Below are 21,330 nucleotides of genomic sequence, written 5' to 3' on the forward strand. Positions count from 1 at the left end.
AACCTGGAGGAAAAAACTATGAAAATAGATTTTATAGATCAATATCTTTAGATTGATCGTTTTGAACGATCGTTTAATCGTAAGCAGATGTATTGATGGCGGTCAAAGACGTCCCCGTATTGGTACCTCCGCCTGGTGATCCTGTCCCGGTTGATGTCCCACCTGCGTTTATTCTTGTACTGCCTCCGTTAAATCTGCACGATGAATACGCGTTGATCGTATAAATGGTCGGAGGCTTGGTCGCGTTATTAGTGATAATTGTCTGACCAAGCTGTGCAGGAGCTACAGCCCAAGATCCAGACAGTGTCTGGTCTATGTTTATGCCTCCGTTTGCACCAGCATCGCCCACTGTTTGCAGATCAGAAAGCACCCTTGATTCGTTTGTCAGAACAAGTTTTCCCGTGGCATCCCAGATAGCAAATCCCCACGCTGGTAGTGTTTGCGGGAATATTGCGAAGACGTATGCAGTAAGCGTAAAGCTCTGGTTATACGGATTCACACCACCAATATATACATTTCCTCCGAGTCGATATGACATGACTGGTGTCGGCTGCGCCGTATCAGTAGTTTTGATAAACACCATTACCGGATAATCTGCGAGTACAGAAAGATATTGCGTTACCTGCTGTGAACTGCCGTTAGGTGAGGAGTTATACGTGTATTTACCGTAGAGACAGAATGGAGTTGATTGCGGCGTAACAAAGGGATTTCCATTATCCATCAATATCATCGCACCATAATCAGCCATTATGCTTTCTCCATAAAAATAATCAGCTCGCATTTAGATGCCGGATAATTGCCCAAGCCCGTTTCTGATGCGGGTGTCACAGCAATGGTGTTCCCGCTCGCTACAATTCTGCGTCCGACACTGTTTCCCCCTCGTCAAGAGAAACAACAAACCCCACTTTAAACCCCTGAGGTAGGCTAAAGCTCCATGCCCCTGAGTTCTGCCCTGCCGCTAGTGGAATACGCCCAACAACCGAAACTGGCTTAATGCCATAGTTATTTGGACTTCCACTCGCATCCCATGTTTGTATACCCCATGACATCAGAACACTCCTGTCAGTTTGCCAATCTGTACGCGGAGGACACCGTTCTCATCCCTGATGCTGTCAGTAATGTTCGTGGTCTTTCTTGCACCCTGACCGTCACTACCGTAGTTTTCCCAGGTACCACCTTTATCCAGTTTCCATCCGGATTGTCCGGCAACGTAATTGTTGGACTGGATGAAATTGCCAATTTTGGCATTTGTGATCGTGCCATCCTGAATAAATGCTGAGCTCATAAAGACCTGACCATTAACCACCGCGAACGGTGAATACTGCGCGTCGCCACTGCCACTCATAAGTACAAACTGATTAGCGTTGAACCCAATACGGGTAACTACCGGTTTCCCGGCCTCAGCAAGCACAGCAATCGACATCCCGGCGTTGTACATCACGCCGTTTATCCTCACGCCTGTTTTGAGGGTGTAGATTGCCGAAGCACCAGAGGCATCGACGACGGCTGTGAGCTTGTCTTCCAGGGAAGCGGTGACGTTGTCGATCTGCGCCTGCACCTGTGTCGACATTTCGGCCATTGCCCTATCTACCTCAGCAATAGTCGTTTTCACAACCAGGATATCGGCGCGTACTTCTCCGTATTGCGCCCATTGATGTTCAACTGTTCCATAGTTGGCCAGCGCGTTCTGCATTGCAGCTTCAAGATTGGTATCAATATCGCTTGTCAGACGGTCGCCGTCGGCCGAGGTAAGGAAATCGTCTGCGATTTCACCCAGATAATCATCAGCATTATCGTTAGACATTCCCCTGATCCAGTCGGTATAGCCGGACTCGTTACCCGTTCTGTCAACCAGCTGGGCGCGATACCAGAATTCCTGCCCGGCTTTCAGCCCGAGCTGGGTATATTCAGCAGATGGATAAGGTACGTCCGATAGCAGCAACGGATCGGAAAAATCGCTGTTGGCCGTGTACTGGATTTCTGTTTTGAGGGTATCGCCGGTGTTTTCCGGGAACCCCCAGTTCAGACGAATACCCCAGTTAATGCCCGTAGCCATAAAGCCCACTGGCTTGGGAGGATTGCCAACTTTGCCGGTCAACGTCTTCTCTTCTGAATATCCCCATCCGGAAGAAATTTCCGCTGCGTTGATAGCACGCACGCGCACCAGGTAGCGCCCGGCATAAATCCCCGGGACGTCGAATGACGTGGTGGAACTGCGCGGCACATTAACCCAGTTTCCGTCGTTGCGGCGCCATTGCGCCTCATAGGCGATGGCATTTTGTGCCTGGTCCCAGCTTACGCGCATGGTTTCGACGCTGATATTTTGCTGAATCACCGAAAACGAGCTGATCGCGATGTTGACTGGCTGCGACTGATTACCTGGAGGGATGACACTTACCGGCCGCTGATCTATAACGGCACCTGTATCGATACGGGCATATTTATCCGGATCATGATTTGCTCCAGTGATGGTATATGTCCCGTCATTGTTATCAGTGACACTAATTACCCTGTACTGCTGTGCATAGAGTTCATCAGATTCAATAACCCATACAGCCTCGGCCTGTGGAAGCTCGCTAAAGGCGGTTGTCACGGTAACCATTCCACCTGACAGGGACTGAATCGTACGGGATTGGGTAATACCCGACGGCAGGTTTACCATTATCCTGTCACCGGCCTTAGCACTTGGTACCCGGTCAAGTTTGAGTACACGACCATTAACCGCGGATAATCGACCGCCTAAATCTCTCCCTGAAAGATTTCGGTCAGAAACGGCAATTATGTAGCCCGGCTGAGGAATATTGCCGTCCAAGCCAACGTCAAACGTTACAACCCTGTCTTTATTGTTGGTCAGGATCCCCCAGCGCCCTTTTCTGTTAGCCTCAGACTGCCGGGTGCAACCGATGGCGGTGATCTCAAGCTGGTTGAAACCATAGCGTGCCACCAGGGCCTGTTCGAAGACGGGCTCCATTGCATCAGCATACCCATTTGCCGGATCAGACCAGGATACAAGAGCGTTTGTATAGCGACTTTTGGTTGTGCTGCTGGAATATACGAATTTGCCGTCGACAACGTTAGCATGCGTGTAGGTAAAATCGACATCTCTGGGCATGTCTGCAAGGGCAACAATCTGGTCGTCTCCCCAGTAGGTCATGCCTCGAAAAATGGCGGCGAAGTCACGCAGGACGGTGTAAGCGTCATTTCGATCCTGAATATATACGTTGCAGGTGTAACGAGGTTCAGTTCCGCTACCACCCTTACCATCCGGAACCGGTTGATCACAATATTGAGCGACCTGATAAAGCGTCCATTTGTCGATATTGGCTGCCGTTAGCCGATTACCAAGGCCGAAGCGGTCAGTGACCACCAGATCGTAAAATATCCACGCAGGGTTATCTGTCCATGCCCACTTAAAAGCGCCCGTCCAGATGCCGCTGTACGTTCGTGTTTCTGGGTCATAGTTATCGGGCACACGAATAACACGTCCGCGAGGCTCGCAGGATATTTGCGGTATCGAGCCATTGAACTGGCTCGAATCAAATTCAATGTACAAAAGCGCTGTATTCGGATAGCGCAGTTTGGCGTCGATTACTTCTGTGAAGCTTTGCAGCGTCATCGTGTCGCCAATCTTCGCGCTATTTGCGTCAGCTGTAATCTTGCGCACCCTGATGGTCCAGGTGCTGCCTGCCTGAGTTAAATCAATACGGTGGCTGCGTTCATAGCCAGAGGTGGTTTTCCCTGTCACGCTAGTATTTAGCACTGTCTGCCAGGAGCCGCCATCTGTCTGAAGGTCAATTGCGTAGTTGACCGAATAGCCAACCAGATCGCCATCATCCTCCTGTTTGAAGAGGGAAGGCCATTTTAGACGCAGGCGAACAGCTGAAAGCTGCGTATTGGTGAACGTGCGCGTCCACGCTGTAGAGCTGGAAACTTCGGAGCCTACATTGATTTCATTTTCGGTACCCGGGATCCCTTGAATGTATTTTTGCGCCTGAGTTCCAGAACGAAACTCCCACGCCACACCGCTGAAGTTCTGTGAACCATCTGCGTTCTCAAGTGCGGTGCCATCGAGATAAATATCGCGCGCAGTAAGGCCACCAGCAAACTCCCCCTCTCCCAGCGCGAGAAGGATTTTTGCCTTGGCTACTGACTGCAGATCGTCTGGCTGTTCTGTAGGAGTTCTTGAGCTTGAACTGCCGCCCTTGCGGCCTTTAATAGCGGTTGCTATAGCCATATTGCGCCCATAAAAAAAGCCACCCATAGGTGACCATGATTAGAACAATGTTGAATTAAATATTATTTGATAAGCAAACCAAAATAATAGTGTTCATCGAAAATACGGAGAAAGCGAATTGCACAATTACGAACGTACTCTAATTGTTTCGAGCGAGGAATGTCACCGTGTCGCGGATAGTTCAGGTAATAATACCCAACCTCATATTCATAATTATTTGTAAAATCATCATGCAATGCGCTCCAGTACGTCATTACTCTATATAAAAGGCCATTTGGCAAGTCATACCATTTAACAAAAGTTCTAGTTAATTCACTCCAGACATCATCCTCAAGTTCAGAATAGGCGAGTTTTTTGAATGTTAGTCGCATTGCCAATATGAACGCGACTCGTTCAGTTGGCAACACTTCTCCAATCTCATCAACGTAGCCATCAAAGTAGCGAAATACCTCATCTTTCGAAATTTCCTTATCTAATCCCAAAGATGCCAAAATCAAAAGATTTGAAGACTCATTGCCGGCAGAAATCTGGTTTTCAGCCCAGTCTGTGAACGCCCTTCTGTCCAAACCAGGCTCGTTTAATTTTCTTAATCCAAGCAAATCTTGAAAGTCTATAGCATAACCATCCATAAGCATTTCCAGTTATATAATGCGTTCTTTCAAGAAGATACTCTTAGCTTGGCACTATAGCTACTGCTGATCGTCAACATAAATGCCAGCAGAAATGATCGCACCACCGATTCGTCGCTTGCCGTAAAGAAGCGGTACCGGATTTCCCTGGGCTGTCGTATTGGTTACTCCACCAAAGGCATAACTGGCCTTGTTGTCTGCCGATTGCTTGCTGGCTAGTCCTGTTGTCTGTGGAGAAAGCATTTGAACGACACCGCCAAGGGCCATCGCAGCGCCAAATTGCATTAGAGGAACGCCGACAGCACCACCGCCAAAGTATGACGCCACAGCACCAACTGCGACCAAAGCCACGCCTAAGATGGTCTGGAATACTCCACCACGTTTACTCCCGAGGATAACCGGCGCAATACGGATGTCAGCTGTACTCTGATCCATAGAGAGCTCATCATCGTTCAGGTTACGCTTACCGCTGAAAACAGCGTAGGTTAGGCCGCGCTGCTTGCTGGTATTCAAAAAACGCTCGAAGCCTGGCACGATAACGCACAATGCGCGGATGGCTTCTTTTGGTGAGGCTACCGAAAGTTGGAATTCGCGGCCAAACGTACTACCTAGAACACCGTACAGGCGAACAGTACGGACGGATTCGCACATTATCCCTCCTGCATGATTAGGCTTTTATGCCTGACAATTTTCATGGTTCTCTCCATCCAGTAACCTCCATATGGCACACGTTGACTGAGGTGACCATAAAGATGATGGAGAAGCATGTTCCCCTCCAGCAATATCCCTGAATGGTTCCACTTATTCGATTCCACCTGCATGATGATCAAATCGCCCGGCATTGCTGATCCTCTGAATTCTCGGAACCCACATTCGTACCAGCAATCCTGATAGAAATTATCCGGATAGGAGTCCTCCCACCACGGATAATCAACACGGTAATCCTGAAGTTCGACATCATGCTCCTGCCGGAAATAGCTCATCACCAGCCCCCAACAGTCGTAGTGTCCGAGCACAAACGGGCGCCCGAGCAGCGGCAATTCTCCGCGGGGAGTAATGGTACGAAAGTCTCCTTCCGGCCAACTGACAATATGCCAGGGCAGCAACGTTGCATCGCATTGAGCCTTGTCCAGTTCACTTGGTTGGGTCGTCGCATCAGGGTGACTATGTACGATTCCCGTTATCGTCCCCCAGTCTTCAGCAGCAGCGTAATCCTCTGGCGCAAGGTGAAACTGTTCAGTTGGTTCGACAGCCAGATTACGGCATGGGAAATAGCGTTCCACCCGGCTTTTCTGCGCTATCACGCCGCAGCATTCGTGGGGATAGTCTTTCGCAGCATGCGCCAGGATGTCCTGAATTGTTTTCTGACGCATGTTAACTCCTGATCAAAGATGTTCCTGGAAAACCACCGAAAGGAAGTTCATTGTGTTCGCCAAACCGAAGCTTGCAGGCGGTGAGCGTGCCGTTGCATTCATCCAATGAGGGATCGCTTACCGGATTGTTGTTTTTGTCGAAGTAAAGCGTGCCGGCATAATCGCACCCATCGCCGGTGCGGTACTTGTTCCGGATGCACCATGTGCAAAGAGAATGCAGCTGTCTGGTCGGAATCATCAATCCCTGCAGATCCATCGGGCTGGTAAGAACAAACTCGATACTTTCACCGGGAAGCTCGCTATTTTTACCGTCGATATAGAAAACCCGCTTTCTCACCTGCAAGGGATCTGCTGTTGGATTTCCATCCGGGAAATTGCGCGCATCCAGGTAATGCGCGAAAGTGTCATGAATCGTAACTTTGGCCTGCAGCATATCGTCGTAGGCCAGACAGAGCGCAGTGATAGAGCTGTCAATGTTAGCAACGGTGAGCGTCGGCTGGGCGCTACTGCCATCGGTTGAAGCTTCCAGTCCCTCGAGCTTATATGGCCAGGCACCATACTCTTCGCCCTGCCACCAGATACTCTTCGCCTTTAACTTTGATTCGTCGCCACCAGCAGCCGCAATCTCTTCTTCAGTATGCGGGAGGTTATAAGCGTGAAAGCGCAGAACGTCGTCCAGACCAAACGCAGAACCGTCTACCTCAAGAAGACGTATTTTTTGACCCGGTTCGAGGCGTTGATAATCTTCAGTAATCATGGTGCGTATGCCTGTTTGAAGGTTGCTTTTATGGTCATCACTTTGCTGGATAGCGGCTGAACTTTAATGGAATCAGCTTCAATCCGGTATAAACCGGTTTCGCCGACAGGAGACGTCCAGGTAAAGGATTTTGTGATGTGTTTGCGGCAGAAATCGAGAGCTGCAAGCATCTCAGCTTTTTTTCCCGTTAAGGTCATCGGCCATGACTGTTTTTCATGGTTGATGCCTTCACCGGCGATCTGTTCAAAGCCGTCTCCAAAGGAAGCAGAGCGCGTTACGTAAGTAAACTCCCCTTCCGTGCCCGCCTGAATCTGGGTTCGCCAGTTAAATATTTCGATCGCCATGTTTCCTCCGGGCATAAAAAAACCCGCCGAAGCGGGTTAAGTTGATAAGTCAGCTCAAAGATATCTTTTCTTTAAATCTTCAAGCCTGCTGTTTTCTTTCTCTGTAAAGCCAGAAGCATCAAACATCGCTTCTTTATTTGCACCATTTACTCTCGTTACTGTAACTGTGAAGACCGCATCAGCTGGAGCATCAACCTGACCCCATTCAGAAAACTTATTCGGAGCCAATGCCCAAGTAGCTTCTTCACCCGGTTCAAGCCCGCCAGCAATTTCGTAGTTAAAATCTTTTTCCAGCCATGGAACTGAACGTCCATCGCTGGCTATCACTCCATTGAAGTACACACGGGAAATAGCTTTATCAGTATTGTTTTTCACAACAAGGCGAATAATAGGTTGTGGCTTCCCATACTCTTCAGGTTCCAGGCTAAATCGAGATGATAGAACCTGTACTTTTTTGAGTTCTTCTTTGGCCTTCTCAGAGTCAGCTTTTTTCTGTTCAAGCTCTTTGATTTCCTGAATTGCCTGCTCTTTCTGCTTAAGTTCCCTCTCGGCAGTGACTTGCTGAGCATAAGAGATGATTTCCTCACCAGTTTTGCCAGACAGGGGCTCGCGCATCTTCTTGCTTAGAGCTTCTTTGTCACTTTCTGACGATGCTCGCATCAGATCAGCCATATTAATGTTACTGAACGCTACGACCTTTAAAGCATTATCAAATTCCTCCCGTTTATTTTCCGGAAGTGATTCTCTGACCTTGGCTATAGATGATTTCATTGCGTCATCAGTTGATGAGTCAATTTTAGGTTTATCGCACCCGGCTAATAAGAAGGAAAGAAATAACACACCTACAATTTTTTTCATGTCCCTATTCCATCAGTAAAAATTGAGATTAATCCTATCAGGAATTGGCATAACGGCAAAATCTGCGGAGGCACTTTATCTTGATTTCGTTGCATTCCAGATGAGACCTCCAGGCTGGAGCTGTTTGGCTATACCGGCGCGTACTGACTGATCAATGGTCTGCTTGTAAGCCCGAGAAATGGCGTCACTGTCATCAGAAGCCTGCTGCTGAGTGTTATGGTTATGAACGATCACGGACGTTTGAACGGTTACGCCGCCAGTTGCCGAAGATTGCAGCCCATACATCGGGGCGCGGCCAACATAACCGCCGTTTGCATACCCCTGAGCTCCACGCATAAGCGCATACAGATTACCGACACCCAGTGCACGGGTCGCTTCCTTCGTAAACACAAACTCACCGCCGTGTACAACGCCTTTCGGTTGGTATTTACCGCCATCTCCCGTGTAGCCGCCTCCATCAAAACCGGGGACCAAACCACCACCTGAAAAACCAAAGAATGCGCCGATACCGGTTCCACCAAACGCTGACTTCATTCCATTAACCAGAGCCAGTTGAGTCAACATCTGGGCGATGCCCTTGAGGAAAGTGGAAAGAAAATCTGAGAAGTTAGATTTACCTGTTGTGAAGAAATCAGTCAGGGTACTGGCCATCCCGGTGAACGCGTTACTAGTAACCGTCTGCACCTGGGAGTACACATTGGTCGCGCTGTCTTCAAAATCAGCCCATCCCTTTTTCGCGCCGGTCAACCAGTCGCCACGCAACTTGTCCTCTGCATCATAGTAATCATTCGCCGCTTTAAGCTGCTTCTGATAGCCCTCGTCGTCAAGCCTACCGCCGGAGTTGATCCAGCCAGAAGAGAGCTGGCTCTTTGCCAGCTCTCGTTGTGCCTGACGGTCACTCATCCCGGCACCGTTCACTAATGCGGCCTGCTTCTCTTCCATCTGAGTGACATATTTCTGCGAGGTATTCATTCGCTTGTTCAGCTGTTCCTGTGCGGTAATCTGATCACCTAACAGGGCTTTCTGCCGTGCCAACTGAAGCACCTGGTCTTTACTCGCCAGCAGGGATTGCTCTTGCTTTGTCAGAGCGCGAGACCGGGAGGCCTCTTCCAGCACCTGAAATTTCGCTTCCGTAGTCCAGAGGTCTTTGCGCTGTTGGCTAATAGTATCGTTCAGCCCTTTATGCTGCTGCAGGGCTCGTAACTGCGCCTGAAGCGCTAACAACTCGGCCTGGGCGCCATCCATGCTACGATCCCCAGCCGATAAAGTACCCTGCTTACCGGTTTTCGTCTTTTTGCCAAAAGCAGCGACCTCTTCCCGATCCTTCTGAGTTGTCGCGGTTTTTATCTTGCGGGTGGTATCAAGGTATTTACTTGCACTAATGTCTGCAGCATCCCAGTCTTTTTTCAGTTGAGAGACGCTGTCGCCATAAGCACCGGCCATTTGTTCGTTATAGTCCTGCCATCCCTGCAGAGTATCCGTTTTCGCCCAGTCAGGAATGAGATTAATCGCTGCGGCAATCGAGGAAGAAATAATCTGGTTCAGCTTCTGGAAAACGATCGCAACGCTGTAATAAATTGCGTTGAATTCCTTCAGTGTGTTTGATGCCAGCTCTGCTACCCACTGGCCGATACTATGCATGGCCTCAGACGCCCAGTCTTTGATATCCAGCCACAGGCGACCAAACGGCGTCAGCGAGTCGTAAGCCTGTTCTCCACGTTGTGCCATCGTATCGCCAAACAGGTCCATGGCCTGTGTAACTGCAGCGGTCCGGTCCTTCTGCTTCACCAGTTCATCAATGTGCTTAAGCTGCGAAACAGTCAGGAAGTTGTATTGTTCGTTTAGGCTCTGAAGGGCTTTAACCGGATCCTTTTCAATATCCTGATATGCCTTGGTGATGTCCTGCGCCGAAACAATACCGGTTTGAACTGCAAGTGCCGTAGAGCCCGCCGCTTTTTCAAGCTGCTGCTGTGTGAGCGAACCCATGCTAATCAGTTCAGTCATCAGACTCTGAATGGTTTCTACAGTAGCGCCAGTAGAGGCAGCAATCGACTGAGAGGAAGCCATAACCTGGAGCGCTGAAGTGCCAGCAATGTTGCCTGTCCTGATAATGGCCTTGTTAATTTCGTCGTAGGCTGTGAAGTAGTCCGCTCCCGCTTTTGCAGCAATCAGAACAGCACCGGCCAGGCCACCAATGGCCACTCGGGCAGGAGTCACCATCGACAACATCGCTTTCAGAGCATTGCCTACACCGCCAAACGAATCGCGCAGCTGGCCGCCCTGCTGAATGGCTACCATATAAACCGGCATACCGGACGCCAATGAAGTTACGATGTCGGTCATTTGCATTGGTAGATAACGCATCGCGTTGCGGTATTGCCCAGCGCTGATCGCTCCTGACTTCCACGCTTCCTCCTGCTCTTTCAGTCGGGCGATCATCGGTGCAGCACGATCGGACACGCCAAGTTGGGCTGCTTTTAGCTCTAACAGTTCTGCGCGAGTTTTTCCGATTGCTGTGACCTGCTCTTCCAGCGAATCGATAAAGGTTTTGCCCGCCGCAGCGGCACGCTGCGCTGCCTGAGCCTGCTCAATGCGAGCCCGCCCCTCTGCGGTCTCAGACTCCATGACCTGCGCCAGTTTAGCCCGTGTCGTCTCAAGCACGCTGTTGTAGCGAGTAAAGTCCTCATCTCCCACTAGCCCTTTACCGCGAAACTTCGCCAGGCTCTCCTGGATCGTGTCCAGTTCATCCAGCGCCTTGTTTACCGGGCTAATTTTATTCAGCAGGTTCTGCAGCTCCTGGCGCTGTTGCTTCAGGCTTTCGCTGTTCTTCTTCTGGTTGTCGATACCGGTGCGGAACGTACTGTTCAGGTCATCCGCTTTACCTGCCGCGGCGGACGCGGTCTCCTGAAAGCGATCCAGTGCCTGATTACCGCGCTCCAGCTCACTGGTATTTACACGCAGGGAAATCGTGGCGATATCGTTACTCATTACGCCCTCTCTTTATGCATAATTTTTAGCGCAGCACTTTCCATCACCCGGATGTCCGAAAGCGCGGTTGCCTCGTCGTCGATGTTGTGCAGACGCATTACCCAGGGCAAAACGTTATAGTCGAGCCCGGACGCACCGCCCATTCCCGTTCGCCATTGCGTGCTGACAGCCTGAAATACAAGGAATGAAGGCCAGATATCGGGCCAGACATCTACGAAATTATCGTCATAGTCATCCGGCGTAAGTCCGTAAGGCGCCAGATCTGCCGCGGTGGGTTCAGGCGTATAGAACGCAGAGGCAACCGCTATCAGTTTTTTTCACGCTGCCCCATCAGCTCGCGGTAGTAGGTTTCCGGGATGGCCTTCATTGCCGCCGGATAGTTTTCCAGCAGCACCGACAGGTTTTCCGCGTTGAATGTATCGGGAAGTGCCCAGCCAGAAATGATTTCCATCAGAAAATCAGTGGCGGTTTTGCCTTCGAGTTTTTCCAGATCAGCCAGCTCTTTAAGTGGCTTGTGATTGAACGTGAACGTCAGAACGCCATCCTCATCGCCAGCTCGGGGGATCGAGACATTGGCCTTGAATGTAGGTTTGGGCTGAAGGGTGAATTTGGTCGCCATCGATACCTCTTAACGAAAAAAGCCTCCATTATGGGAGGCATGGAATAGTAAAAGCTCTGACGGGTTAGACGGCAGCGTCAGTCACCTTGTAGAACGTCATCGCCGGTGACTGCAGGTTCAGCACCACACTTACTGTCTCTACCTCGTTAACCGCAGTAGTCGGCGTGTCGTCAAAAGATGCCGTGGCCGCCCAGTAACGGTTTTCCTTCGCCTTCGGCACGTACATGTAAGCCGCAACCGTCTCTTCGTCTTCGTCCAGTTGGCGCAGCAACGGATATACCGGGAGAGTTGAGTCGTGAGCGATCGAGTAGGTCTGAGAGACTGCGGATTTGTAGGTATTCAGGTTTCGCTGGCGGTCGTCGCTCAGGAACTGAATCTGTGTGGTGTTCTGATCGCCACCAGATTTCGACACCTCAGTAATTTGTGGCAGCTCGGTCCATTCAAGTACCTTGCGGATCGAACCGGTACCGCCACCAGCGGCATATTTGTTTTTGTTGGTGGTATTGATATTGCGAAGAGTTACGGCGCTTTCGGCAATCGCATCAATTTTTGCAATGACGTTATCAACACCGGACCAGTTGCAGTTCACATGAACAATATCACCCACCTTGAGTGCGTCCGCTTCACTCACGGTGATCACCATATTATCGGCGTTCGTCGCCCCGGTGAAAGTAATGGCTGGGCCATAACCCGATGCCAGATAGACGTGAGCGCCGTTAGGCAATGCAAAGCCCATATTGGTTACTCCTTTAAAAACGGGAAAACCGGCAAAGTGCCGGTCAGGTTTAGAAGATTGCAAGGATTAGCTGGAGATATCAGCTCGATAATTGAGACTAACGGGAACGGTATAAGAGACAGAAGTAGTGATACCGCGGAAAACACCAGGCGTTTGATCTATCCAGCATGTAAAACCCCTGCCTTCAATCTCCTGCCCCTCGGGGAACAATTCAGCCACGCGGTCAGCCAGAGCCACAACATCGGTACGGCCTGTGCCGGCTGGGGCCACAACGTTAATCTGGTATACACCTGAATAAATGCGGCAGCGCAAACCAAGGTCTAGCGTACGCGGTGTGGCAGGCATGTCATGGACAGCAAGATAGAGCCCATGAGATGGCGGTGTGAAAGGCACGTTTTCCCAGGCAACTGGGATCCCTTCAGCATCAGCCCACTCGCCGAGCCTGGCGGCCAGTGCCGCCGCGATATCGGGAATCATATAGTCACCTCCCTTACTGCATCCTCAAAAAATCGCTGAAACTCAGCAGCAGTAATGCGTACCATGCCTCCCGGAGCCTGGGAAGAGTGCCCCATCTCCAGTCGATACGCGTAAGGGACGTTGTTGCAGAAATAAATAGCCTTCATTCCGACTTTGAACAGCGACAGGGTGTAATTCCCTGCGGCTTTTGTCAGATTTCCGGTTTTATCGACACGGCCTGTTTCATCTGTAGTCGGTGCATCAAAAGACACCTGCCAGTTGCCCCGAAACCGTCCACCGGTATATCCGTGCGGCGCTTTGATATCCATCCCATCCACCAGTCGAGCTTTCTTCTTAAGTCGTCCGGTTTTAGTCAGGTTTGCAGGGTCCGATTTTTGCGCTTCGTTATGGTCGTATACCGCCTGATTGTAAGAAACTGCCGTCTGGTTGATGCCCCAGAGTTCGGGGTTCCCGACAGGTGACATCATTACCAGTTGATTAAGGATCCGAATGCCGACAGCACGTACGACCGCTTCCTGATTCGCTTTGGCTTGGTCCACGAACGCGGTGATGGCAGCCGTGAACGCCTTATTATCGTCCATGTTATGCCCTCAACTGAGCTTTGTAGCAGAGCACCACTGCGCCCGGTTTCACGGGGTTTGGTTTAACTACGCGGTGGCTTACGCCGTCCACGTCGATGAGATCGCCGGTTTTAATGTCCTTCTCAGCACTGAAGACAATCCGAACATCGCCGTTTTCAATGACTGTTCCATCAATTTCGCCTGGCGCGTAATCCGTCTTAACTCCTGTGGCGGTGAACTTGATATCATCGGAACGATGCTCCACACCACCGATGACGATTAACGAGCCCTTACGCGTGACGTTGTATGCAATGCCGTTCTGCTTGAGCATCCGAGTCGTTGTCGCCTGCATTAGCTGATAGTTGATGGCCATTACGCGCGCTCCGCGATAGCATTGATTGCATATCCACGCCCACCAGCCAGGTCGCCGAGAATAGCCATTACCGCCGGGTAGGATGGTGTGAACACCTCACCATCGGCAACCGCATAGGTCATGGTTACGGCGCCTTCGACACGTTCGGTTTTAACCGCGACCTCACGAACGCTTGAAAGCAGATCGCCATCAATTGCCTCGATAGCCAGCATGCATTGTGCGGTGATAACCTGCCGCGGTACTTCATCCGGCGGGAAATCATGTTCATCCAGAACGACATTCACGCGTGGCCATGCCAGCGGCTGTCGAGGGTCTGCTTTGGAACCTACCCAATCAAGCCCTTCCAGATAGTCCATCGCCTTAATCAGTAACGGCGCGAGCTTTTCAGGCAGCTCAATCCCTCTCAGCGCGGCAAATGACGCCAGTTCATCTTCGCTGGCGTAACTGTTAACGTCAGCGGCGGTGATATCAGTATTAATCATCTGAGCATCCGTTGAATGGGGCTTACGCCCCATCGGTTAGCCTGCAGCAGGTGCGGTGAAGGTGATTTCCTCACTCGATTTAGCAATACCATCAACAGTACCAGTGACTGTGAAAGTACCTGCCGTATCAGAGGTAAGTTTGACCGTCGCCCCACCAGCAGAGCCGGTCTGAGAACTGGCCGTGCTAAGCGCGCCGCCCGTTGAACTCCAGGCAACGGTTTTGCCGGAAACACCTGCGCCGTTTAGCGTGTACTTCAGAGATATGGTGACCGCATCGGTGCTGTCAGCGGTTGCGGAGGTTTTATCCACTGACAGCGTTACTCCCCCGCTGCGGATCCCAGTTTAATCAGTACACCAGCCGTCGATTTGTTGCTGGTGAAGTGCTTCTTCCAGTTTCCTGCAGTGCCGATTTTGGTCAGGTCTGGGTTATCACCTTTGGAGGTATCCCAGCTGTAACCCAGCAGGTCGACATTCACCACGCCTTCAGCACGGTACCCGATCGCCAGGTTTTCCTGATCGTTGATGTCGTAGGAACGGAACCCCGGCGCCTGAGACTCGGTGACGGTAACAGCTCCGGCCACCAGCCCAAGAATCGCATCCGCGTCCATGCTATCGGTCACCAGCACAGGTTTACCCAGCGTACCTGGTTGGCCACCGTAGACCACCACGCCTGCTTCTTCGTAGATTTTGTTGGCGATCGCCTCATCCACGATGTCGAAGTAGGTGGCGGAGTGCATAACGAAGAGCACCACGCGGTTGAACTTGTCCCCATATTTGCGCAGGCCGCGCGTCAGAGTCTTTTTACCGTCAGTTTCGATATCAGCGGTGACAACCATGTCAGCGTTAGCGCCAATTGCAGCCGTTAGCGCTTTCAGGCCATATTTCACGTAACCTTCCAGCGTCGCGTCAGCAACATCAGTACCGATCACTTCTGAGAACTCGTCAACCGAGCGGCCGCGGCGTTTGAACGCTTCTTCAGTAGTTTCGTATGGACCGTATTTCCACGGCGCTTTGACCGATACGGCTTCACCGGCACCAATCTTCTTACCCGTCACTTTATCGGTGGAGTTAACGTCACGCGATTCGATAGAGCCGCCTACCTTGTAGAACGCACGCTTGCGAAAATCGCCTTCGATCAGCTCGTTATCCAGCAGGATCGCTCCGTTGGAAGAGGCGTTGAAAATTGCCAGGTTGTCCTGGCGACGCTCGAGGAAAGCGGTCTGCGCCAGATCGTCATAAATGATCAGGTCACTATTAACAGTGGTAGACATGGGTTAATCCCTTATTTCGGAAGTTTGAGGAAGGCCTGCTGGCCATGCTTGCGGATGTAGTCCGCTTTGTCGCTGGCGCTCATTTCGGAACGTTTCAGGCTGCCACCGCCGTTTGGTTTGTGTCCGCCCGCGCCGGTGCCTTCCGCGCGTGGGAACAGATGCGGAGCCGTCTCCTTAAGAGACTCCGCCCACTCAAGCGGGCTTAGTGGGGTTTTGCCGTCTTTACCGAACAGAACATCGCCATTTGCATCAACTGCTACGGCCTCGCCTTCGTCGTTGAGCTGGAATGTGCCTTTGGCACGCAGAATCAGATCGTCCGATGCTTCCGGCAGCGCGCCAGCTTTGGATGCTGCTGCACGGATTGCATCCCCCAGAACTCGATCCCGAAATTTGTTGGAGAACGCTTCGGCTTTGTCCGCGCGTTCATTTGCGGCTTTAATCTGCTTATCAACGTCAGCACGCAGACGCTCGGTGCGCTTATCGAGCACCTCATCGATTTTTCCGGCGGCAATCAGCTTTGCCTCTTCGTCGTCGGAAAAACGCTGCAGGATCCCGCGCACTGCATCAGGGTCGATACCATCGAAGCGGGACAGGTTTTCTTTCTGCTGTTTTATGGTGCCCAGCAGCTCAGAGTTTTTCGATTTCAGGCCAGTGACTTCGCTGGTCACACGCTCATCAATCAGCTTCTGGATTTCTGGGGTGATTTCGATACCACCGCCACCGCTGCCCTCGCCGCCGCTTTCTGGTGCATAGAATTTCAGAAGCATGTTTCTAATTAACATATTTTCCCCTCGGGATTTTGCCGGGCCTAGCCCATAAAAAAGCCCCGGCGGATGCCAGGGCGTGAAGAAAGTAATGGTTGTTAGTAGTCAGTACCTGAGAGCTGCTTCAGACGTTCCAGGCTGATCCATTCGCCTTTGTCAGTGAACATGTCAGCCAGGTTGATTTCACCGGCTCGGAACAGACGGCCGCGCTCGACGCCTAAAACCTGATCCTGTCTTTGAGCGGGCTGACGCGCGAGCCATTCCAGATACGAGGTTTTCCCTGGCACCTGCCCATCCATACTGGCACGAGTGCCCTCGTCCATCTCGTCAATATCAATGCCGAGTTCGCGCCAGGACTTGAGGATCAAAGTTTCAGTGGAACGGCAGCAGAAATGAATCTTCCCGGGTCCCTGTAGATAAGGCACCTTATGCCCGACCGGTTTGTTATCCAGGGTATAGCGCAGCAGGTCACGAATAATGCAGTCGTGGCTGGTTTTATTGTCCAGCGTAGACAGCCACTGTTTGCCTTTAACAATATTGCTGTTGGCACTGGTGAAGCTGTTGCGTGCTGTGGCAGCCAGATGATTCACGGCTGTTTTAGCGATGCTGGCGGCATTTGCCCTGCTCATCTGCAGCGCGCCGTCGCGATAGTCTTTGTTGGCGTGGCCACGAACATTGCGGGCTATAGTTTCTACCGTGTCGCCGGCAAGATAACCCCGGCGGACGGCGTTCACGATCCGTGCCAGCCTGTCCGATTCCAGATTCGCCGCCCACTCACTCAGTAATCGTCCCTGAAAGGGTTGCGCCATTGCTGCGGCATACACTATGTCGCCTGTAATGCCCTGCAGCGGATATCGCGCCAGCACCTGTGATGGAAGAAGGGAATCGAACAGGCTCAGCTGATAACTGGCTTCGTTCTTTGCCAGAGCCACCAGCTCATTCTCAAGCCCTGCCTGCATGGTCGCTATGACCTGATGGTTAAGATCGCGCACGCTGCCCAGTAAACTCTCCAGACGGCTAACGGTGAAGCTCTCAGCAGGCAATCTCTCCAGCGCATCGAGCAGGCGGGCTGACAGATCCGCGTCCGTCTCGTTAAGCAACTTCACCATCCGGTTTGCCACGCCAGTGGCGTAGCGGCTTAACCAGACGGAATGTGCGATCGACTCATCGCGCAGACTTTCGTTAATGGTGGCCATATCAGCCTCCCGTCAACGTTGGTGCCTGATTGCGAAGCGCATCAATAACCTCGTCCGGACTGTCGGCCGGGTCAATGAGGTCAAGCTTCTGCAGTGCGCGAATCATATCGCTATCGCGCAGCGCACCGGACTGCCAGGCGTTGACGATCGCCGTCACCATGCCTGACTCGGCAACCTTCGCTATGAATTCCTGGTTGATGGTGTAACTCGTCGTTTCGCCCTTAATGCCGAGGTATTTCGCACACCAGCCAAGCGCCAGCGTATAGGCCTCAGAAACGTTTGAGACGCAGATACCGAGCACTGATGTTGAGGATGTTTGCTCACCACTCGCCTGGGTTGCCGTCTTCGCCGTGGCGTTCTGCTCAATCAGTCGGGCGCCCAGCTGCACCATGTAATCGCGCTTACTGTCCATGGCCTCTTTAGCCAGCATGTTCGGCTGCGCCTGGGCATATCCAAACGAGCCTTCCTTAGGAAGTAAAAGCGGTGATCGGGAACCAATTTTCACGCCCTTCTTCTCGAGATGATCGCGCCAGTTGTTATCAAGTCCGGTCATATAGGGCTGCACCTGGCCACAGAACCACACGCTGTCCTCATAGTCAGCGCTGTTTCGGTAATGACCGTGGTTTATCTCCACCAGCGCGGCCAGCGGTGAATCATCAATTGTGGGATCGTTGTTCTGGGCGCCGACGAAGGTAAACGGAATTTCATCCCAGTAGTCGTTTCCTTTAGGCTTTGGATGATATTCGCTGTCAACGGTGTAGGTTCCGCTTGCAGTGCCACCAGCCCGGCGCCATACCCGGCAGATGAACCGCCCTTCTTCCAGCGCCAGCTCGCGGTACTGGATTTCATCCTTGTAAGCATAGCCATCCGGCTCTTCTACGCATTCGCGCAGGACCACAAGCACCAGCTGATCGCGTCCGTTAATTCGCTTTGTTCGCCAGTTGATAATGTTCTCTGCCGGATAGCGGAGAATGATCGCCTCATCGGAGGCTTCTGCGTAATCGACATAAAGCCCCTCTCGAGCAACTTCCAGCACGTTCTCGGCCACCAGTTGCGACTGCTGATAAATACTGGTGCCGGCACCGTCAGCATTGTCCAACAGGTAATTGAGCTTTTCAGGGCCGTTAAACGTGGGGTCCTTGCGATACGCCATCCCAAGCATGCCGATTTTCGTATTACCGGCAATGGCATAGAACACCGCGCGGCTCAGATAGTCCTCATTGCGCTTGCGATTGCGTGTGGATTTATCAGTTGGGTCGAGATAAGGCAGGTACTTATTACCCGCTGCCTTTACGGCCTCAGCTCCTTTGCAAAAGTCCCTGTATTTCCGCCAGGCAGCAGAAGCCGCCCGGTGTTCTGGTCGAACCCAGGTGATGTCGTCGTTTGCCATATCAGAAAGTGGTGTCCATGGTGATTGAGTATGCCGGTTTCACGATCGGGTAATCCTTCACGATGAAGTACCCACCAGCATCATTGGGGTGATCGTTATCTGCTGATTTGTCCGGTTCGCCATTTGCCGCCCAGATTTGCTGCTCAAGGCTCTCGGTATAAACCGGGCAGTTTTGCACGTTAACCAAATAGCGGCGCTCGCCGTTGGCGTTACAGAACATGGCGTTCATCGAGTTGATGCGGTCTTTAACCGGCGGGTTGGCATCATCAACAATGACGCTGAACCCGGCATCATTAAGCTGGGCAATATCGGTCTTGCTGGCGTTCTGCGATTTGCGTGAGTCCCCTGATGCATCCGGATAGATGTAAATCTCCCGGTTTTTAACGTAGCGACCATCCTCGTAGCGCCAGAACTCTTCCTGAATGCGCTTAATCATCGCCGGCGTGTCATAGACCTTGACCAGCTCACGAACCGCACGCGGCAGGCCATTACGCTTAACGTGAACAATCGCGGCCATTTTTCCCACGTTGAAGTCCATACCAATGAACAGCGGATCCCCATCCTGAATCTCGTCAGAACAGTTATTCAGCTTACGGTTGAAGGTGTGGTAGATGGTCCCGCTGTTAAGGTTGGTGAACTTCCCGCGCAGATAGGCCTGAATCAGTTCGTCAGGGTAAGAGCTCAGCAGCGATGGGATGTAATCAGGCGGTAGATTCTTCGCATTGTCGAACGTGCTGGCCTGGATCAGTCCGTATAGAGCCGCAAGCTCTGGCTTTTCACGTACCGCCTTCACGAACTGCTGGTAGACGAACTTGAACCCTTCTGGCGTTGTCGTTACATCGATGCCATTACGTAGCCCATCAACCTTGTAACGCATACGGGCGATGATTTTTCGCCAGGCCTGCTGTGCTTTGGCCGCCGCCATGACATCCAGCTCATCCACCATCGCATTACCAATTTTGAAACCGACTATTGAACCGGGCTTCTCCATTGAGCGGCAGATTGTCGTCCCGCGGTACCGTCGCCCCTCGTAGAAGTGAACCTCTTTGTTCCCCTCGTTGATTTTCACACTCAGTCCCCAGTCGAAGGCCACTTCTTCAATCGTCGGGTAGAAGATGTCACGAATCTGCGGGTACGTCGGCGCGAAATAACCCTGGTTAATCTTCGGGTGTTCCCACATCCCTTTGCAGATGCCGCCACACCCCACCCACGTCTTACCGGAACCGAACCCGGCAACGTAGGCTTTGAATTTGTGCTGCATAGCAAGGAAGCGCGCCTGAGGAATATTAAGTGTCGGGCTGATCCCCATCGTTTGCCCTCGCATCCACTACGTTGATATTGATCTGCACTGGGGTTGGTTCGTCGTCCTCACCATCACCGGCCAGCTCTTTACGGAGTTTCTCGACCTCCAGTTGCCGGCGTTCGATTTCAATCTGCTGCAGGCGCTGCGCAAATTCGCTATCAGCCAGGCCAAGGCGCTTCATTACCGCTTCGAACATGCGCTCACGGCTGATTGCTGTGATTTCGATGCCATTTTTGCCGACCTTCACACCGGAGTAAGCGAGACGAGAAGCAGCCGGGAGTTTGCGTGTATCAGGGAAGTAAGGCTGGCCAATGCCGTCACCATTGCAGCGCGGGCATTCTGGGTTAGGTTGTCGGTTGTGGTCGTAACCATAGCCGCCAGTATCCTGCGGCAGCCTGGCACCTTCCCTTCCCTCGACTTTTGCCGTTTCCTCATCAAACTCAACAGCATCGCGCCACTGGTAGTGGTGACCAAAGCCCCAACAATAACGACATGCTCCGCGGCGATACTGTGAAAGCTGATTTGCATCGAAAGTGGCGAGTTGCCACATCTGCGCGAGCACTTCATCGGCACTGCCAAGCGTGCGCACAATGGAGGCTTTCTGTTGCTGCGCAATAGCCTGCGCAACGTTAGGATACGCCATGAGCTGACGACCGTAATTTGGGTCACTATAGCCAGCACGTGCAGCGGCAGCGGTGGCGTTGTTGTCCTTCAGGTACTCCGCGACAAATAAGCGCTGCTGAGCTGTAAGTCCATCATCATCCACCAGCTCATTTGCGCTTTTATCTTTCTGCGCAGTGCGCATTTTTTTCTGCGCAGGTTTTTGCGCAGTTTGCGCAGAAGGTTTTTTTATATATCGACGGGCGGTAGCGTAGTTCAGTCCCTGCGCTTCACACCATTCCTTTGGTGATACGCCGGTTGCGGCATGGTCGGACAGGAACCGTTGCTGAAGCTCGCCCCAGTCCGGTTTTGCCAT

Annotated in this window: 23 protein-coding genes and 1 pseudogene; all 24 read right to left on the minus strand. The window is 51.9% G+C overall.

Translation table 11 applies throughout. The features are described from left to right. Positions 1-73: 73 nt before the first annotated feature. The 24 genes and pseudogenes from ACMGGX_RS22035 to ACMGGX_RS22150 all read right to left on the minus strand — a co-directional run bounded on the left by ACMGGX_RS22035 (position 74) and on the right by ACMGGX_RS22150 (position 21,330). Entirely contained in the window at positions 74-748 is a 675-nt protein-coding gene (locus ACMGGX_RS22035; protein WP_420299010.1) for a hypothetical protein, read from the minus strand. Further along, positions 748-1,049 (minus strand): annotated as a pseudogene (locus ACMGGX_RS22040) (hypothetical protein). The gene ACMGGX_RS22035 and the pseudogene ACMGGX_RS22040 overlap by 1 nt, the downstream one beginning before the upstream one ends. Then, a complete protein-coding gene (locus tag ACMGGX_RS22045; protein ID WP_420299011.1) occupies positions 1,049-4,234 on the minus strand; it encodes a host specificity protein J in 3,186 nt (1,061 codons plus the stop codon). Before ACMGGX_RS22045 ends, ACMGGX_RS22040 begins: the two are co-directional and overlap by 1 nt. A gap of 62 nt (positions 4,235-4,296) precedes the next feature. Next, a complete protein-coding gene (locus tag ACMGGX_RS22050; RefSeq protein WP_420299012.1) occupies positions 4,297-4,863 on the minus strand; it encodes a hypothetical protein in 567 nt (188 codons plus the stop codon). A 60-nt stretch (positions 4,864-4,923) separates the two neighbouring features. Further along, positions 4,924-5,514 carry a tail assembly protein gene (locus ACMGGX_RS22055; RefSeq protein WP_420299013.1) on the minus strand — a complete coding sequence of 197 codons (591 nt, stop codon included), beginning with the start codon at positions 5,512-5,514 and terminating at the stop codon, positions 4,924-4,926. Then, complete coding sequence (locus ACMGGX_RS22060; RefSeq protein ID WP_420299014.1) at positions 5,514-6,236, minus strand: C40 family peptidase; 723 nt, start codon at positions 6,234-6,236, stop codon at positions 5,514-5,516. The genes ACMGGX_RS22055 and ACMGGX_RS22060 overlap by 1 nt, the downstream gene beginning before the upstream one ends. Position 6,237: 1 nt before the next feature. Continuing rightward, complete coding sequence (locus ACMGGX_RS22065) at positions 6,238-6,993, minus strand: phage minor tail protein L (RefSeq protein ID WP_420299015.1); 756 nt, start codon at positions 6,991-6,993, stop codon at positions 6,238-6,240. Next, complete coding sequence (locus ACMGGX_RS22070) at positions 6,990-7,337, minus strand: phage tail protein (RefSeq protein WP_420299016.1); 348 nt, start codon at positions 7,335-7,337, stop codon at positions 6,990-6,992. The genes ACMGGX_RS22065 and ACMGGX_RS22070 overlap by 4 nt, the downstream gene beginning before the upstream one ends. A 54-nt stretch (positions 7,338-7,391) precedes the next feature. Beyond that, a complete protein-coding gene (locus ACMGGX_RS22075) occupies positions 7,392-8,195 on the minus strand; it encodes a DUF6694 family lipoprotein (protein ID WP_420299017.1) in 804 nt (267 codons plus the stop codon). A gap of 75 nt (positions 8,196-8,270) precedes the next feature. Beyond that, positions 8,271-11,183 (minus strand): phage tail tape measure protein, encoded by a 2,913-nt coding sequence (locus ACMGGX_RS22080; protein WP_420299018.1) that lies wholly within the window; start codon positions 11,181-11,183, stop codon positions 8,271-8,273. Beyond that, the gene (locus ACMGGX_RS22085) at positions 11,183-11,494 is read right to left on the minus strand and encodes a DUF1799 domain-containing protein (protein WP_274243259.1); all 312 of its coding nucleotides are present in this window, start codon (positions 11,492-11,494) and stop codon (positions 11,183-11,185) included. Before ACMGGX_RS22085 ends, ACMGGX_RS22080 begins: the two co-directional genes overlap by 1 nt. Beyond that, positions 11,491-11,802: a phage tail assembly chaperone gene (locus ACMGGX_RS22090; protein ID WP_038419624.1), complete on the minus strand. Its 312-nt coding sequence runs from the start codon at positions 11,800-11,802 to the stop codon at positions 11,491-11,493. Before ACMGGX_RS22090 ends, ACMGGX_RS22085 begins: the two co-directional genes overlap by 4 nt. 64 nt (positions 11,803-11,866) lie before the next feature. Beyond that, positions 11,867-12,538 carry a phage tail protein gene (locus ACMGGX_RS22095; protein WP_420299019.1) on the minus strand — a complete coding sequence of 224 codons (672 nt, stop codon included), beginning with the start codon at positions 12,536-12,538 and terminating at the stop codon, positions 11,867-11,869. A 66-nt stretch (positions 12,539-12,604) separates the two neighbouring features. Further along, positions 12,605-13,015: a DUF4128 domain-containing protein gene (locus ACMGGX_RS22100; RefSeq protein ID WP_420299020.1), complete on the minus strand. Its 411-nt coding sequence runs from the start codon at positions 13,013-13,015 to the stop codon at positions 12,605-12,607. After that, positions 13,012-13,596, minus strand: a complete 585-nt coding sequence (locus ACMGGX_RS22105) for a hypothetical protein (protein WP_420299021.1) — start codon at positions 13,594-13,596, stop codon at positions 13,012-13,014. Before ACMGGX_RS22105 ends, ACMGGX_RS22100 begins: the two co-directional genes overlap by 4 nt. A gap of 1 nt (position 13,597) precedes the next feature. Then, positions 13,598-13,948 carry a hypothetical protein gene (locus ACMGGX_RS22110; RefSeq protein ID WP_420299022.1) on the minus strand — a complete coding sequence of 117 codons (351 nt, stop codon included), beginning with the start codon at positions 13,946-13,948 and terminating at the stop codon, positions 13,598-13,600. Then, positions 13,948-14,430 (minus strand): DnaT-like ssDNA-binding protein, encoded by a 483-nt coding sequence (locus tag ACMGGX_RS22115; protein ID WP_420299023.1) that lies wholly within the window; start codon positions 14,428-14,430, stop codon positions 13,948-13,950. The genes ACMGGX_RS22110 and ACMGGX_RS22115 overlap by 1 nt, the downstream gene beginning before the upstream one ends. Positions 14,431-14,466: 36 nt before the next feature. Further along, positions 14,467-14,739, minus strand: a complete 273-nt coding sequence (locus tag ACMGGX_RS22120) for an Ig-like domain-containing protein (RefSeq protein WP_420299024.1) — start codon at positions 14,737-14,739, stop codon at positions 14,467-14,469. Positions 14,740-14,747: 8 nt separating this feature from the next. Further along, the gene (locus ACMGGX_RS22125) at positions 14,748-15,701 is read right to left on the minus strand and encodes a major capsid protein (protein ID WP_420299025.1); all 954 of its coding nucleotides are present in this window, start codon (positions 15,699-15,701) and stop codon (positions 14,748-14,750) included. An 11-nt stretch (positions 15,702-15,712) separates the two neighbouring features. Continuing rightward, entirely contained in the window at positions 15,713-16,483 is a 771-nt protein-coding gene (locus tag ACMGGX_RS22130; RefSeq protein WP_024907199.1) for a hypothetical protein, read from the minus strand. A gap of 80 nt (positions 16,484-16,563) precedes the next feature. Beyond that, positions 16,564-17,661 carry a phage minor head protein gene (locus tag ACMGGX_RS22135; RefSeq protein WP_420299026.1) on the minus strand — a complete coding sequence of 366 codons (1,098 nt, stop codon included), beginning with the start codon at positions 17,659-17,661 and terminating at the stop codon, positions 16,564-16,566. A gap of 1 nt (position 17,662) precedes the next feature. Continuing rightward, a complete protein-coding gene (locus ACMGGX_RS22140; RefSeq protein ID WP_420299027.1) occupies positions 17,663-19,051 on the minus strand; it encodes a DUF4055 domain-containing protein in 1,389 nt (462 codons plus the stop codon). Between the two features lies 1 nt (position 19,052). Next, positions 19,053-20,360, minus strand: a complete 1,308-nt coding sequence (locus tag ACMGGX_RS22145) for a terminase large subunit domain-containing protein (protein ID WP_085841759.1) — start codon at positions 20,358-20,360, stop codon at positions 19,053-19,055. Next, positions 20,338-21,330, minus strand: a complete 993-nt coding sequence (locus ACMGGX_RS22150; RefSeq protein WP_420299028.1) for a terminase small subunit — start codon at positions 21,328-21,330, stop codon at positions 20,338-20,340. Before ACMGGX_RS22150 ends, ACMGGX_RS22145 begins: the two co-directional genes overlap by 23 nt.

It is taken from the genome of Enterobacter sp. BNK-29 (genome assembly GCF_048684785.1).
Classification (GTDB): domain Bacteria; phylum Pseudomonadota; class Gammaproteobacteria; order Enterobacterales; family Enterobacteriaceae; genus Enterobacter; species Enterobacter cloacae_M.